This window comes from Streptomyces sp. PA03-1a (assembly GCF_033792805.1).
Lineage (GTDB): Bacteria > Actinomycetota > Actinomycetes > Streptomycetales > Streptomycetaceae > Actinacidiphila.
In genome coordinates, this window is the sequence record NZ_JARAVO010000233.1 from 1 (window position 1) to 15,082 (window position 15,082).

At 70.3% G+C, this 15,082-nt stretch carries 14 protein-coding genes and 2 pseudogenes; 9 read left to right on the forward strand and 7 right to left on the reverse strand.

Annotated elements, in window-relative coordinates:
• A pseudogene (locus tag PV341_RS36430) lies at positions 1–479 on the forward strand (hypothetical protein); the annotation flags it as partial.
• On the opposite strand, the gene PV341_RS36435 reads toward PV341_RS36430, so the two are convergent.
• The 6 genes from PV341_RS36435 to PV341_RS36460 form a co-directional block, all read right to left on the reverse strand.
• Positions 437–733: an NIPSNAP family protein gene (locus PV341_RS36435; RefSeq protein WP_500322555.1), complete on the reverse strand. Its 297-nt coding sequence runs from the start codon at positions 731–733 to the stop codon at positions 437–439. The pseudogene PV341_RS36430 and the gene PV341_RS36435 sit on opposite strands and share 43 nt — an antisense overlap.
• 51 nt (positions 734–784) lie before the next feature.
• On the reverse strand, positions 785–1,432 hold the full coding sequence (gene grpE / locus PV341_RS36440; RefSeq protein ID WP_500322557.1) for a nucleotide exchange factor GrpE: 648 nt from the start codon (positions 1,430–1,432) through the stop codon (positions 785–787).
• On the reverse strand, positions 1,429–2,568 hold the full coding sequence (locus tag PV341_RS36445) for a tetratricopeptide repeat protein (RefSeq protein ID WP_500360056.1): 1,140 nt from the start codon (positions 2,566–2,568) through the stop codon (positions 1,429–1,431). Before PV341_RS36445 ends, grpE begins: the two co-directional genes overlap by 4 nt.
• Positions 2,569–2,590: 22 nt before the next feature.
• Positions 2,591–4,186: an Hsp70 family protein gene (locus PV341_RS36450; RefSeq protein WP_500360058.1), complete on the reverse strand. Its 1,596-nt coding sequence runs from the start codon at positions 4,184–4,186 to the stop codon at positions 2,591–2,593.
• Positions 4,187–4,301: 115 nt separating this feature from the next.
• Positions 4,302–4,706 carry a pyridoxamine 5'-phosphate oxidase family protein gene (locus tag PV341_RS36455; protein ID WP_500322562.1) on the reverse strand — a complete coding sequence of 135 codons (405 nt, stop codon included), beginning with the start codon at positions 4,704–4,706 and terminating at the stop codon, positions 4,302–4,304.
• 13 nt (positions 4,707–4,719) lie between these two features.
• The gene (locus PV341_RS36460; RefSeq protein ID WP_500360059.1) at positions 4,720–6,477 is read right to left on the reverse strand and encodes a PA14 domain-containing protein; all 1,758 of its coding nucleotides are present in this window, start codon (positions 6,475–6,477) and stop codon (positions 4,720–4,722) included.
• A gap of 178 nt (positions 6,478–6,655) precedes the next feature.
• Here PV341_RS36460 and clpB point away from each other — a divergent pair, with 178 nt between their 5' ends.
• A complete protein-coding gene (gene clpB / locus PV341_RS36465) occupies positions 6,656–9,253 on the forward strand; it encodes an ATP-dependent chaperone ClpB (protein WP_500322564.1) in 2,598 nt (865 codons plus the stop codon).
• Between the two features lie 104 nt (positions 9,254–9,357).
• A complete protein-coding gene (locus PV341_RS36470; protein WP_499512661.1) occupies positions 9,358–9,888 on the forward strand; it encodes a type III secretion system chaperone family protein in 531 nt (176 codons plus the stop codon).
• A gap of 144 nt (positions 9,889–10,032) precedes the next feature.
• Here the strand turns inward: PV341_RS36470 and PV341_RS36475 are convergent, their stop codons facing one another.
• Positions 10,033–11,196: a pyridoxal phosphate-dependent aminotransferase gene (locus PV341_RS36475; protein WP_500360060.1), complete on the reverse strand. Its 1,164-nt coding sequence runs from the start codon at positions 11,194–11,196 to the stop codon at positions 10,033–10,035.
• A 188-nt stretch (positions 11,197–11,384) separates the two neighbouring features.
• Between PV341_RS36475 and PV341_RS36480 the strand changes: the two genes are divergently transcribed.
• The 6 genes and pseudogenes from PV341_RS36480 to PV341_RS36505 all read left to right on the forward strand — a co-directional run.
• Positions 11,385–11,858: a DUF4240 domain-containing protein gene (locus PV341_RS36480; RefSeq protein WP_500360061.1), complete on the forward strand. Its 474-nt coding sequence runs from the start codon at positions 11,385–11,387 to the stop codon at positions 11,856–11,858.
• A gap of 245 nt (positions 11,859–12,103) precedes the next feature.
• A complete protein-coding gene (locus PV341_RS36485; protein WP_500322569.1) occupies positions 12,104–12,229 on the forward strand; it encodes a hypothetical protein in 126 nt (41 codons plus the stop codon).
• A 96-nt stretch (positions 12,230–12,325) separates the two neighbouring features.
• Positions 12,326–13,129 (forward strand): RNA-binding protein, encoded by an 804-nt coding sequence (locus PV341_RS36490; protein WP_500360062.1) that lies wholly within the window; start codon positions 12,326–12,328, stop codon positions 13,127–13,129.
• Between the two features lie 131 nt (positions 13,130–13,260).
• Positions 13,261–13,449 carry a hypothetical protein gene (locus PV341_RS36495; RefSeq protein WP_500322572.1) on the forward strand — a complete coding sequence of 63 codons (189 nt, stop codon included), beginning with the start codon at positions 13,261–13,263 and terminating at the stop codon, positions 13,447–13,449.
• Positions 13,450–13,669: 220 nt separating this feature from the next.
• Positions 13,670–14,035: a hypothetical protein gene (locus PV341_RS36500; protein ID WP_500322574.1), complete on the forward strand. Its 366-nt coding sequence runs from the start codon at positions 13,670–13,672 to the stop codon at positions 14,033–14,035.
• Positions 14,036–14,434: 399 nt separating this feature from the next.
• Positions 14,435–14,791: pseudogene (locus PV341_RS36505) on the forward strand (tyrosine-type recombinase/integrase); the annotation flags it as partial.
• Positions 14,792–15,082: the final 291 nt, after the last annotated feature.

The following is a 15,082-nucleotide window of genomic DNA, read 5'->3' on the forward strand; positions in this document are numbered from 1 at the left end:
GGAAGACGGTCCCTATGCCGCACAAGGGCGTCGGAGCAGGGATCGTGGTGGGGCTGGCCGTGGGGATGGTGGCCGGTGCGATGCCGCTCGGGACGAACTGGGGCGCCGAGGGGCTGGACGTGGGGCTGGCGACCGTGGCGATGTGGGCCGGGCTGCGGCTGGCGGCGCGGCGCGAGGGGCCGTGGTGGATCGCCGGGCTCATGGCACTGGTCCTGGTGAGCGTGGGCGTGGCGGCGTACGGGGACGTGGGCGTGCCGCGGTACGCGGGCCTGGTGCCGGTCCCGGTGGTGGCGGCTCTGCTGGTGGTGGGCGGCGCCGGTTCCGTGTGGGCCCGGCGCCGGGGGATGGGCGTGGTGGGTGCGGCGGCCGGGGCCGGCGCGCTGGTGGCCGCCGTGTGGCTGCCGGTCTGGGCGGTGGCCGCGGTGTGGGCGGCGGCTCAGGCCGGTTCGACGTCACGGACCTCGCTGCCGACGAGGTAGTCCTCGGGCTGCAGCGGCATCCGTACGCGTTCGGGGCTGTCCCAGTAGCGGGCGTTGGCCGCGGCGAAGCCGTCCTCGCCGTCGTAGGCGATCAGCCAGACGAACTGGCTGTGCTCGCGGTCCACCCAGGCCAGGCCGATCTCGAAGCCGTGGGCCCGGCGCAGCGGCACGATCTCGGCGTGCCACAGGCCGAGCCAGGCGTCGAGCATCTCCGGCTTGATGGTGTACGTCCGCAGCTGTGTGGTCCTGGGCAATCCGGGGCTCCCTGGGTTCCTCGGGTCCTTGGCTTCCTTGGCTTCCTCCGGTCACGCGGGCGCGTGCACGCGGACCTGCTGGGGGCGTACGACGCGGTCCCCCATGCGGTAGCCGTGCCGTACGACCTCCGCGACGTCGCCGGCGAGCTCCGGCCGGGGCGCGGGGACGGTGCCCACGGCCTCCTGGAGGGCGGGGTCGAAGCGCCCGGCGGTGACCGGGATGCGGGTCATGCCGTACTTCTCCAGGAGGGTCAGCAGCTCTGCGCCGACCGAGTCGCCGAAGCCGCCGTCGACGCCGAGGTGGCGGTCGATGCGGTCCAGGAGGAGGACGAGGTCGTACAGGAGCGGCTGCACCAGCCGGCCCTCGGCGGCCCTGCGGGTGTGGTCGAGCTCGGCGCGCAGTTCGTCCAGACCGCGCCGTCCCTCACGGTCGTTGAGCAGCCGGCGGCGGAACTGGTCGCCGAGCGCGGCCATTTCCTCGCGCAGGCCGTCGACGGCGTCGGCCACCACGGCCAGGGGGTCGGGCGCGGGCTCCTCCGCGGTCTGCGGGGCGGGGCCCTCCGGCGGCACCTGCGGCACCTCCGGCGGCGCGGGGGGCTGCGGGGGCACCTCCGGCAGGGGTGCCGGTGGTACCACCGGCACCACCGGCACGGGCGGGACCTGCGGAGGCTGCGGAGGCAGCGGTGGCGGGGTGCTCATGCGCGGCTCCAGTACTGCTGCGGCGGGTTGAGGAGGTGCCGAGGGAGGGACGCGCGGGTGTGCCACCAGCGCGGTCGGAAGCCGATCCACGCGATGAGCGCGAGGGCGGCGAGCGCCACGAACCAGGCGTAGGGCCTGGCCGGCGTGAGCGGCACCACGACGGCCGGGACGAGGACCCAGAGCATGCTCTTGTGCCACCGCCAGGTCTTGCCCAGGGACTCGGCGGCGAGCCCCCGGTAGAACTCCAGCCGCCCCAGCAGGTCCGGATCGGCCGGGCGGACGGCCAGGCCCTGGTCGACGCAGTGCAGGATGCGCCGGGCGGCCTCCTCGGAGGCGACGACCAGCCTCCGGGTGACCGGGTGCGTGATCATCGAGCCCTCGGCACGCAGCGACCAGATGCGGCTGATCTGGTTGCGCAGCCCGGTGTGGCCGGGACTGTGCGCCAGGGCCTTCTCGTACCAGGTCAGCGCCTCGTCGAAGCGCGAGGAGGCGTACAGGCCGTCGCCGACGGCGAGTTCGGTCCCGAGGTCGCCCGGCGCCAGGTCGTCGGCCTTCATGTACCAGGTCAGGGCCGTGTGGTGGTCGCCGAGCGCGGTGTGGACGTTGCCGATCTGGAAGTGGTTCGCGGCGTCGTCCGGGTCCAGCTGCAGCGCCCTGCGGTGCTCCTGCAGGGCGTCCTGGTAGGCGCCGAGGTCCTGGTGGACGGCGCCCAGCAGCCGCCAGGCGTAGGCGTTGCGGTCGTCGTGGTGCACGGCCTGGCGGAGCTCGTACTCGGCGGCCTGCAGGTCGCCGTCCTCGATGTTCCGCTCGGCGTTGCCCACCCAGTCGCGTACGGTGCCGCCGAGGGTCGGCTGTACGGCTTCAGGCTCCCGGGGCCCCGGCCCCTTCTTCAGGGACCGGGCCAGCCGCTGGTCGTACAGGGCGCGGGCGGAAGGGTCGGTGAGCGCCTTGCGGGCCTCCAGCACGCGCCGCACCTTGTCCTCGGCCTCGCGGCGCTTGTCGGCAGTGGGGGCCTTGCTCGCCTTCCCCGCCCAGCTGCGGTGCTCGCGGTCGAGCTTCCTGCCGATCTCCTCGGCGCTGTCGGCGGTGCCGATCCCGAACTCGGCGTAGTAGTCGGGCACGTCCGTCGTGGTCATGGGGCGTCGGCTCCCGCTCCGGTCAGAGGGCCGCGGTGCGGGACACGCGGTCGCTGAGTTCCTCGAGCTCCTCGGTGCCCAGGTTGTCCGGGCGCTCGACCTCGAACTCGCCGAGCCACTCGCCCGAGGTCAGGTCCTTGACCTCGACGTGGATGATGCCGTCCACGTCGTAGGCGTAGTACACCTCGAAGGGCGCGCCCTTGGGGTACGGCGGGATCTTCAGGGTGCTCTCGCCGACGACCTTCACGTAGTCCAGGTCCTCGCCCTCGCCCTCGGTGACCTGCACCCGCAGCGCGGACTGGCGCTCCCGGACCGTGTAGAAGGTGTCGCTCTCCTTCGCGGGGACCGTGGTGTTGTGCGGGATGATCACCGCGTTGTACTCCGGTGAGCGGGGGGCGTCGTCGTGGACGGCGACCATGCCGAGCGACTGCGAGGTGACGTCCTTGATGGACTTCACCCTGCCCTTGGTGAGCCGGGCCAGGCCGTCGCCGGGGGCGGACTCCACGTGGGCGCCGCTGCCGATGTACTTCTTGCGCTCGGCGGCCTGTTCGGCGCGGACCTCGGCGTCCAGGGCGATCAGCGCGGCCCCCAGGGCCACCACCTCGTCCTGGCTGACGCCGCGTTCCGCGGTCCGCCCGGACAGCCGCTCCACCAGGGCCGGGACCTGCGGCATCCGCGTGGAACCGCCGACGAGCAGCACCTTGTCGACGTCGTCCCAGGTGAGTCCGGACTCCTCCAGGACGCCCTCGGTGAGGATGCGGGTGCGGTCCAGCAGTTCGGCGGTGAGCTCGTCGAACTTCTCGCGGGTGACGCGGATCTGCTCGTGCCGGCCGCCGGCCGAGAGCATGACGACGGCCTGCGGGGCGTTGGACAGGGTGCGCTTGGCGATCTCCGCCTTGTCGCGCAGTTCGGCGAGGGCGGCGGTGTCGTCGGTGAGGTCGGGGCCGCCGGCCGCCATGAAGGCGCCGTTGAGGTGCTCCATCAGCGCCCCGTCCCAGTCGAAGCCGCCGAGGTTGCGGTCCCCGTCGGTGGCGATGACGTCGTACTCGCCGTCCTCGACCTTCATCACGGTGACGTCGAAGGTGCCGCCGCCGAGGTCGTAGACGAGGACGGTGCCGACCCGCTCGTCCTCGTCCTGGCCGAGCCCGTACGCGAGGGCGGCCGCGGTCGGCTCGTTGACGATCCGCAGCACCTCCAGGCCGGCGATCCGGCCGGCGTCCTGGGTGGCCTTGCGGCGGGCGTCGTCGAAGTAGGCGGGGACGGTGATCACGGCGCGCTCGACGGGCTCGCCGAGCATCATCTCGGCGTCCTCCTTGAGCCGCTTGAGGATCAGCGCGGAGATCTCCTCGGGGCGGAAGGGGGTGCCGGACTCCGAGGTGTAGACGGGCGTGGGCTCGCCCATGTAGCGCTTGACGAACTGCACCACGTGGTCCGGGGCGGTGGCCGCGGAGCGTTTGGCCTGCGAGCCGACGACGACGACGTCGCCCTGGAACATCACCACGGACGGGGTGATGTTCTCGCCCTCGCGGTTGCGGACAATGGACGCGGTGCCGGTCCGGTCCGCCACCGCGACAGCGCAGTACGTCGTGCCCAGATCGATTCCCACAACCCGTGCCACAGCCGGGCACCTCCCCGTAGCCGTACGCCAACCGAATCTGCCGGAGCGTCAATCATGCAGCATGCAGGGGTGTTTCGGGGGCGGGATCGACAGGGCCGCGGGGCCGGGCCGAGGGTCAGGCGCGGCCCATGGCGCGGGTCAGCGCGATCTCGACGACGACCCGGTCCGGGTTGGGGGCGGGAGTGCGGCCGTAGCGCTCGGCGTAGCGCCGTACCGCGTCGGCGACGGCGTCCGGGTCGGTGTTGATCCGGGCCACGCCCTCCAGCGTCGCCCACCGCCCCTTGTCGACCTGGCACACCGCGACCCGGGCCCCTTCGGGCCCGGCCGCCAGCACGTGGGCGACCTTCCGGCTCGCCTTGTTGGTGATCACGCGCGCCAGCCCCGCCTCGGGGTCGTACGTCACGCCCACCGGCACGACGTGCGGGGAGCCGTCGGGCCGGTGGGTCGTGAGCGTGCTCATCAGGTACTCCCGCCAGAAGGCGAGGTAGGCGGGATCCGGTTCGCGTGGGTTGACCGTCATACCGGGAAGGATGTCACCCCACCGGCGCCAGGGCGACGGAGCCCCACGCCGGGAAGGACTCCGTCCCGTCGTCGAGGACGGCGGCCACCCGGTAGACGTGGGTCGTGCCCCTGGCCGGCGCGGTGTCGGTCCAGCTCGACGGCACGGTGGGCAGGGGTAGGGCGTTGAGCTTGACGAAGGCGCGGGTGGTGTAGTCGAAGTCGTACACGTTGTAGCCGGTGATCCGGTCGCACACGGAAGCGTTCGAGCAGTGCCAGTCCAGGAGCACCCCGCCCGCGGTCGTCTCCGAAACGCTGTCCATCCGCACCGCGAGGGTGCCCGGCGCGGGGTAGGGGGTGTCCACCATGTCGATCGGCGTGACGTCCAAGATGGCGGCAACGGTGTCCGCGGTGGCGTTGCCCGAGGTGTCGACGGCCACGACCAGGAAGCTCACGGGCTGGCTGCCGAGCGGCTTGACCAGGCGGTAGTGCGTGGTGCCGGCGGGGACCACGGCCGTGGTGTCCTTCTGGAAGTACCACTGGCTGGTGTAGGCGTTCAACTGCCAGGAGCCGGTGTGGACCTCGTAATGGTCGAGGTCGGCCGCCGTGCTGTCGTCCCAGTCGAGTTCGATGCCGTACTTCTCGGCCGTGCCGGTGAGGCCGGTGACGGCGGCCGGCGGGCCCGAGACCGCGGTCAGGGTGACCGAGGGCGCCTGGGACCTGGCGGACTCGTTGCCGGAGGCGTCGACCGCGGTGACCGCGTAGGAGTACGTCCCGGCCGTGCCGCCGGGCATCTGGTCGTTCAGGTACAGCTCGGTGGACGGGGCGCTGTCCGGGGCGAGCCGGACCCAGGCGCCGTCGGCGCCGGTGCGGCGGTACACGCGGTAGGACCGCAGGTCGCCGTCCTTGCCGGCGGCCCAGGTCACCGTCACGGCGCCGGTGGACTCGGAGTACGTCGCCAGGACCCCGGTCGGTACGGCCGGAGCGGTCCTGTCGGTGCTGGCGACCGTGATCATGGTGGAATCGGCCGAGGCGTGGCCCGCCTTGTCGACTGCCGTGAGCGTGTAGACGTACTTCGCACCCGTGGGCGGCGGGGTGTCGCCGAAGCGGGGCGAGGTCACCAGGCCGGTCCCGCCGATCCTGGTCCAGACGGTCGCGGTCGCGAGCCTGCGGTAGACGCGGTAGCCGGCCAGGTCCATCTCGGCGTTCGGGGACCAGGTCAGACCGGCCTTGGCCGTGCTGCCGGAGTACGTGGCGCGCAGGCCGGCCGGGGCCAGTGGCTTGATCTTGTCGACGGAGGCCGACGTGCGGGGCGCGTAGCCGAACGTCACGTTGGCCTTGCCCTTGAAGGCGGCGAAGTCGACGCGGATGGTGTGCCTGCCCTTGGGGACGGTGAGGTTGACCGTCTTCTTCTGGGTCTTGCTCACGTCCTTCCAGAGGCTGATCTTGCGGTTGCCGTCGAGGTAGACGCGGATGCCGTCCTGTGCGGTGGTGCTGAAAGCGAACGGGCCGCCCGATCCGAAGTTCCTCGTCACCGTCCAGCGGACACCGAAGTTGTCCTTGGGCAGTGAGACGCCGGCCGGGTCGGCCGAGCCGTAGTTCTCGCTGATCTTCGTGTCGCAGACGGTCTTCTTGGGGGTGCCGTTGAAGGTCGTGCCGGCGTAGTAGGACGCCTTCCACACGTTGGTGCCGCAGGTGACGGCGGTGGTGGCGTGTGCCGGAACGGCGCCGGCGGTGGTGGCCCATGCGAGGGCGGCAGCGGCGACCACGGCTGCGGAGTGGCGTATGGACATGTCAGTGGATCCCCTCCCCTGGGGATTGATCGTGGCAGAGATGCGGAGAACTGCAAGGGCTTTCTGCGCCCGTCGCTGGCATTCACAGACTTGAGTGGAATAGACTCAACTTGTCTCACGCTGGAGTAGGCAGGTCCGAAACGGTTCCGGAAGGACCCAGAAGGAGGAGTACGCGGACGTGGACGCCGAGCTGACCAACAAGAGCCGCGAGGCCCTGAACGCCGCCAACACCAAGGCGGTCTCGGCCGGGCATGCGGACCTCACCCCCGTGCACCTGCTGCTGGCGCTGCTGGAGCAGCCGGAGAACGACAGCGTGCTGGACGTCCTCGCGGCCACCGGCGCGGACGCCGCCGCGGTGCGTTCCGGCGCCGAGCGGCTGCTGGGCGGACTGCCCAGCGTCCAGGGCAGCACGGTGGCGCCGCCGCAGGCGAACCGCGAACTGCTCGCCGTGATCGCCGACGCGGCGGGGCGGGCGAAGGAACTCGGGGACGCGTACGTGTCCACCGAGCACCTGCTCATCGGCATCGCCCTCAAGGGCGGAGCGGCCGGTGGGCTGCTGAAGGAGTACGGTGCGACCGGCAGCAGGCTGCAGGACGCCTTCGAGCAGATCAGGGGAGGTCAGCGCGTGACGACACCCGACCCCGAGGGCACGTACAAGGCGCTGGAGAAGTACGGCACGGACTTCACCGCGGCGGCCCGCGAGGGCAAGCTCGACCCGGTGATCGGCCGGGACAACGAGATCCGGCGCGTGGTGCAGGTGCTCTCCCGGCGCACCAAGAACAACCCGGTGCTCATCGGCGAGCCCGGCGTCGGCAAGACGGCCGTCGTCGAGGGCCTGGCCCAGCGGATCGTCAAGGGCGACGTGCCCGAGAGCCTGCGCAACAAGCGGCTGGTCGCCCTGGACCTGGGCGCGATGGTCGCGGGCGCCAAGTACCGCGGCGAGTTCGAGGAGCGGCTGAAGGCCGTGCTGGCGGAGATCAAGGCCAGCGACGGCCGGATCATCACCTTCATCGACGAGCTGCACACCGTCGTCGGCGCGGGCGCCGGCGGGGACTCCGCGATGGACGCGGGCAACATGCTCAAGCCGATGCTGGCCCGCGGCGAGCTGCGCATGGTCGGCGCGACCACCCTCGACGAGTACCGCGAGCGGATCGAGAAGGACCCGGCCCTGGAGCGCCGCTTCCAGCAGGTGCTGGTGGCCGAGCCCAGCGTCGAGGACACCATCGCGATCCTGCGCGGTCTCAAGGGACGCTACGAGGCGCACCACAAGGTGCAGATCGCCGACGCCGCCCTGGTCGCGGCCGCGACCCTCTCCGACCGCTACATCACCGCCCGCTTCCTGCCCGACAAGGCCATCGACCTGGTCGACGAGGCCGCCTCGCGGCTGCGCATGGAGATCGACTCCTCGCCGGTCGAGATCGACGAGCTGCAGCGCTCCGTCGACCGCCTCCGCATGGAGGAGATGGCGCTGGAGAAGGAGACCGACGAGGCCTCCAAGCAGCGTCTGGAGAAGCTGCGCAAGGACCTCGCCGACAAGGACGAGGAACTGCGCGGCCTCACCGCCCGCTGGCAGAAGGAGAAGGAGGGCCTGAACCGGGTCGGTGAGCTCAAGGAGCGTCTGGACGACCTGACCACCCGGATCGAGCGCGCCCAGCGCGACGGCGACTTCGAGGCCGCGTCCAAGCTGCTGTACGGCGAGAAGCCGAAGCTGGAGGCGGAGCTCGCCGAGGCCACCGAGGCCGAGGAGGTGGCCAAGCGGGGCACCATGGTCAAGGAGGAGGTCGGCCCGGACGACGTCGCCGACGTGGTCGCCGCCTGGACCGGCATCCCGGCCGGCCGCCTGATGGAGGGCGAGACGCAGAAGCTGCTGCGCATGGAGGAGGAGCTCGGCAAGCGCCTGATCGGCCAGGGCGAGGCCGTGCGCTCGGTGTCCGACGCGGTGCGCCGCTCCCGCTCCGGCATCGCCGACCCCGACCGCCCGACCGGTTCCTTCCTCTTCCTCGGCCCGACCGGTGTCGGCAAGACCGAGCTGGCCAAGGCGCTGGCGGACTTCCTCTTCGACGACGAGCGGGCCATGGTCCGCATCGACATGAGCGAGTACGGAGAGAAGCACTCCGTCGCCCGCCTGGTCGGTGCCCCTCCCGGCTACGTCGGCTACGAGGAGGGCGGTCAGCTGACCGAGGCGGTGCGTCGCCGCCCGTACTCCGTGGTGCTGCTGGACGAGGTGGAGAAGGCCCACCCCGAGGTCTTCGACGTCCTGCTCCAGGTGCTCGACGACGGCCGGCTCACCGATGGCCAGGGCCGTACGGTCGACTTCCGCAACACCATCCTCGTCCTCACCTCCAACCTCGGCAGCCAGTACCTGGTCGACCCGGTGCTCGGCGACGAGCAGAAGAGGGAGAGCGTGCTGGAGACGGTGCGGGCTTCGTTCAAGCCCGAGTTCCTCAACCGGCTCGACGACATCGTGGTCTTCAGCGCCCTGAACAAGGACGAGCTGCGCCGCATCGCCCGGCTGCAGACCGACCGCCTGGCGGCCCGGCTGCGCGACCGGCGGATCGCCCTCGACGTCACCGACGAGGCCCTGGACTGGCTCGCCGAGGAGGGCAACGACCCCGCCTACGGCGCCCGTCCGCTGCGCCGGCTGGTGCAGACCGCCATCGGCGACCAGCTGGCCAGGGAGATCCTGGCCGGCGAGGTCAGGGACGGCGACACGGTGCGGGTCGAGCGGGTCGGCGACCGGCTGCTGGTGGGCGCGACCACCGGCAAGACCCTCTGAGGCACCCCGGGAACGGCACGCGAACAGGGCACGGCGGGCCGCGCTTGCACGGCGCGGCCCGCGGTGAGGGAGGATGGGTGTATCCGTACGAAGGGAACTGCAAGGTGAGCATCGACCCGTCCTCGATTCCGAATTTCGGGGGCCAGCCGGACCCCCAGCCCGGCCCTGCCGGGAACGTGGTCATTCCTGACCAGGATCTGGTCAAGCAGCTGCTGGAGCAGATGGAGCTCAAGTACGTCGTCGACGAGGAGGGCGACCTCGCCGCGCCGTGGGAGGAGTTCCGCACCTACTTCATGTTCCGCGGGGAGGAGGACCAGCAGATCTTCGCGGTCCGCACCTTCTACGACCGGCCGTACAGCATCGAGGACAAGCCTCAGCTGCACGAGGCGCTCGACGACTGGAACCGCCGCACCCTGTGGCCGAAGGTCTACACCCACACGCACGACGACGGCACGGTCCGTCTGATCGGCGAGGCCCAGATGCTGATCGGCCTCGGCGTCGGCCTGGAGCACTTCGTCTCCAGCACCGTCAGCTGGGTCCGGGCCTCCATCGAGTTCGAGAAGTGGATCCTCGAGGCCCTCGGGCTGGAGAAGGACGCGGAGTCCACGGACGACGACGGCGACGGCGAGGACTGAGCGCGCCCCCACGGGCGTACACGGACCGCACGAGGGCAGCCCGTCCGCCACGCGACCGCCGGTGAGCGGGCGTGCGCGGGCGGGCTGTCCTGCTCCGGTCCCGGCCGGACGCGCGCCCCGACCGGCCCCGGCCCGCCCACGGCCTCAGAGCCGGCGCAGCCGCTCCACGCTCTCGCGCAGCACGTCCTCGCGCTTGCAGAAGGCGAAGCGCACCAGGCTGCGGCCCTCCTCCGCGTCGTCGTAGAAGATCACGTTGGGCACCGCCACCACCCCGCAGCGCTCGGGCAGCGCCCGGCAGAACGCCAGGCCGTCCTTCTCGTCGAGCGGCCGGATGTCGGTGGTCACGAAGTACGTGCCCTCCGGGCGGAAGACCCGGAACCCGGCCGCCTCCAGGCCGTCGGAGAGCAGGTCCCGCTTGCGCCGCAGGTCCTCGCGGAAGTCCCGGTAGTAGGCGTCCGGCAGCCGGAGCGCCTCGGCCACGGCGTACTGGAACGGCCCCGCGCTCACGTACGTCAGGTACTGCTTGGCCGCGCGCACCGCGTCGACCAGGACGGGGGCGGCGGTCACCCAGCCGACCTTCCAGCCCGTGAACGAGAACGTCTTGCCCGCGCTCGAGATGGTGACCGTGCGGTCGCGCATCCCCGGGAAGGACGCGAGCGGCACGTGCTCCGTGCCGTACGTCAGGTGCTCGTAGACCTCGTCGGTGACCACGATCAGGTCGCGCTCGACGGCCAGCTCCGCGATCGCCGCCAGCTCCTGCCGGGTGAGGACCATGCCGGTCGGGTTGTGCGGGCTGTTGAGCAGCAGCAGCCGGGTCCGCGGGGTGACCGCCGCGCGCAGGGCGTCCAGGTCCGGGCGGAAGGACGGCGCGCGCAGGGTGAGCGGGACGCGGCGGGCGCCGGACATGGCGATGCAGGCGGCGTACGAGTCGTAGAAGGGCTCGAAGGCGATCACCTCGTCGCCCGGTTCCAGCAGCCCGAGCATGGTGGCCGCGATGGCCTCGGTGGCGCCCGCGGTGACCAGCACCTCGGTGTCGGGGTCGAAGCCGAGCCCGTGGAAGCGCAGCTGGTGCTCGGCGACGGCCAGGCGCAGTTCGGGCACACCGGGCCCGGGCGGGTACTGGTTGCCGCGGCCGTCGCGCAGCGCGCGCACGGCGGCCTCGCGCACCTCCTCGGGGCCGTCGGTGTCCGGGAAGCCCTGGCCGAGGTTGATCGCACCGGTGCGGACGGCGAGGGCGGACATCTCGGCGAAGATCGTGGTCCCGAACTCGGCGAGTGCGCGGTTGAGCGGGGGTCGCGAGGAGGTCATGCCCGCCATCCTCCGCCGAACCTCTGGACTTCCTCAACGTAGCTTCGTGGGTGAGCACCTGCGGTGGTACCCAACGCGCCCCCTCTGACCAGGGGGGAGGCCGTCGTCGTCTGGCGTCGTCTGTCGTCGTTGGCTGCCCTCGGACGGCCCACAGACGGCCCAGGATCGCCGGGCCGTACGCTCTGGCCATGATGATGACCTGGGCTGACTTCTGGGCATTGATAGACACCCTGGGCGGTAAGACTGATGAAGCTGGTTGCCGCCGCCTTGCTGCAGAGCTGAGTAATCGCCCGGTTCCCGACATCCAAGGCTTCGCAGAGCGCCTGGCCGAGGCGTTGTACCGTCTGGATCAGGAGAAGTTCGGCAGCCTGCCCGTCGCCGACCTGACGCTGCGAGACGGTGAACCCCTCCCGCAATCCGCAGACAGCTTCCTGTATGCACGCTGTGCTGTGGTGGCTGCCGGCCAATCCGTCTGGGAGTCCGTGTTCTTCGACGTCGACCAGTTCGCCCCGTACACCGCCCCTACGCGCGACGGCGAGTCGCTCCTCTACGTGCCTGATCAGGCCTACGAACTGGCAACCGGGCAGGAGTGGGATCGGTCCACGCGCTACTGCTTCGAGACATTCTCGAATCAGGACGGCTGGCCACACCTGCAGGCCTGAGGCCGGCGGAGCCTCAATGGCTGCGTCAAGCCCGAGAACGACCTTGAAAACCGTCGTGGCAGCGATGTCACCGTGGGTTCAAATCCCACACTCTCCGCAGTAGGCCGGCGAAGGCGCTGGACAGAAGGGGTGCCCCAAGACACGGGGGCGCCCCTTCTTCATGCCTGCTGGCACCGTGATTCCCCGCGGTTCACCGTCTGATCGGGCACGCCAGGGGCACGGCGGCCGTGGGGGAAGATGGCAATGTGCAGCTCCCCTACGTCTACCGCGTCACCAAGTACGACCCCGCCGACCGTGACGCACACGGGCATTACACCGGCAGTGAGGACACCGTCAGCGATCACGGCGAGGTCGAGGCGTCTTACCTTTAGGCGGTCGCGGCCTTTGCCAGGGACACCGGTGTCGATCACCTGGCCGTACGTGAACCACAGGTCCCGTCCCTCGCGCACTTCGGTGTGGAGCCTGCGGTGGACGGCTTTGGGCTGGACGGGCTCTTCCCTGCTGGCCCTGTCGGTTTCTATGACGGGGCAGAAGTATCGCTCGAAATCGGGCTGCAGCTGGTGCGCGCCATGTTGCGCGACAACGGTGCCTGGTGCCGGTTGGAGGCCGAAGGCACGTTCGCGGTCCATGTGGGATGGGACCAGTACCTCTACATCAGCAGCAGCCGGCCTTGCGAGGAAGCGTTGGCCCACACCCGGGAGCTCGGACTGTTCCCAGAACGCCTGGACGCCTCCCCGTATGCCTTCGAGGCCGAAGAGGAGGAGCAGGTCACCCAGCGGCCCGGCGATGACGACTTCTGGGCCGACCTGCACAGGGCAGTCACCAACGGCAGCGCCGGAATCCTGGAAGAGACGTATCTCGAAGGCGCCTCACGATGGCACCACCTCGACCGCGACACCGTCGACACGGTTCGCGCCGGAATGGCTCCCCGGGCCCGTCTGTCCGTCTGGCCGCCCTTGTCCTCCGACATCAATGCCGTCCTGGAAGCCCTCCCCGCAGAAGGTCTCGTCGAAGGCGTCTGGCAGGACAACGACGGTCGCATCCACAGCGCCATCGCCGACGAGACCGCATTCCCGGAGCTGACCGCACGTATGCGCAGCGCCCGCGCCGCCGTACTACTGTCCACGTACGCGGGTGAAAGTGTCCCTCTGTTCACAGCTGTCATGCCAGACAACGACGGAGTTCTGCGGGCTCGTTGGCGAACCGGAGCCTCAATGGCTCAGGCAAGCGCCGCCGCACTCGAAGCGGGGAGCGCCAGTTTGGAAGACTGAGGCCGCGGACTGCGCCTCACCTGGGCGGACGCTGACCTGCGGCAACGCGGTCCCGTCGCCGCTGTTCCCCGTGGCTCCCCCTGCGACCCCGCCCGACGTGGCACGCGTGTGGCACGCACTATGGTTCGCCCATGAATCGCGCTCTCTGGACGGTCCTGGCCTTCGTGCTCTCCGTTTTTGCGGTCGGCGGCCTCAACAGTGCCATCAACGGCGCTGTGGGCGGCGGCGACGTGCCGAGTATCCTCGTCGCCCTCGTCATCAGCACCGTTCTGTTTTTCGCTGCGCGTGGTGCGTGGAGGCGGGTGGTTGGGAAGCACTAGACGCACCCGGCGGGTTCGCAGTCGACGAGCCGGTCAGTTCTTCTGGAAGTGATTCGGCGCATCCCTGACCTGCGCTTCCTTCTGTATCCCAACTTCTGACCTGCGGAGCGGCGGTCGGCCGCTGTCGTCGTTTGTCACTGTTGGCCACCCGTAGACGGCCCAGCAACGGCCCGAGAGCTAGCGATGCCGCCGCCTCTTCTGCAACTGGGACAATCCCGAGGTGAGCTACCCCGCAACAGACGAGCTGTCGTCAGCAGAGCGCGCATTCATGATCAATGCGACGGAGATTGACATCCTGCCGGGCGTCCGGGGAGATCTGGATGAACCGTTGGCATCCGCCGGTCCCACCGAGCTTGCGGCAATCCTTCTGCCGCTCATCGACAAGGGATGGATTGAAGTCTCCCGCTGCATCCCCTGGACCACCGTTGACGGCACACCGGGACTTCAGCCTGGACCATCCATCCCACGGCACGACCTTCCAGCCTTGCTGGCCGATGCTGACAACTGGGAGTACCCGGAAGACTTCGAGTGGCTGGGTCGCCTCACGCTCGTCCTTACCGAGGCCGGGCAGCAGATTCCCCGGTGACCTCCGTTCGCCCGGCGTCAAGGTTGGCGTAGCGGCTTTGCACGGGAGCTGCCATGGGGCGAGAGATCGGGGCCCGTACGCTGGCCGCGAATCGGGCTGGCTCCCTGCCTGCCCGCAATAGCCCGATGTGGGTCCCGATCTTCGAGGCTCGCCCCATGGTGGCTGTGTAAAACCGTGGAGCCGACCGCCCCAGCCACAGAGGGTTGCCTCCTCAGGCACCCCTCGCGCCGCCGCGCTCTGCGCGGCGGGAGCGCCTTGATGAGGTAGAGAAATCCGTAACAGTGCAGCTCAGTCGGTTGTCGGATCGTCTTCGTCGGTGACGCGGAACTCGTAGCTCAGTGAGTAGCGGTCGCCGGGGATGATGATGTCGGCGATCTCGACGGGGCGTTCGTCGGTGAGGTGACAGCTCGCCTGCTGTTCACCAACGCCGGCGGAGGCATCGTGTGGCGGAGCAACTTCAACGCCCACGACTGGAAGCCCGCTCTCGCCTCGATCGGCCTCATCCCGGAGGCGGAGGAAGGGAAGCGCTACGTCTCCGCCCGTGAACACGGCATGCACGCCCTCCGGCACTTCTACGCCTCGGTACTCCTCGACTCCGGGGAGAGCGTGAAGGTCGTGAGCGAGTACATGGGACACGCCGACCCGGCGATGACCCTTCGCGTGTACGCGCACCTGATGCCCAACAGCCGCGAGCGATCCCGGCGAGCCGTTGATCGAGTCCTTGGGCCGCCGCACGTTGAAGATCACGGCCCCTAGACGGCCCAGTCGCCCACCCTTGGCCCCTGGTTCTGGTTCCGATGCAGACCAGGGGCCTTCGCGTACCCGGAAACCTCTGGACTTCCTCAACTTTGCTTTCGGCCGCGGACCGCGGGGGCATCACGTCGCACAACGAAAAGCACGGAAAGCGGGGGTGGGAACGATGGGCGCGTTGGTCGTATTGCTCGTCTTCGGCGCGATAGTGGGGCTCGTCGTCCTGGCGGCGAGGAAGGGCGGCCGGCGGAGGGGCCGGCGGCACTCGTACAGCTCCTCCGCCGGCCGCCCTTCCTC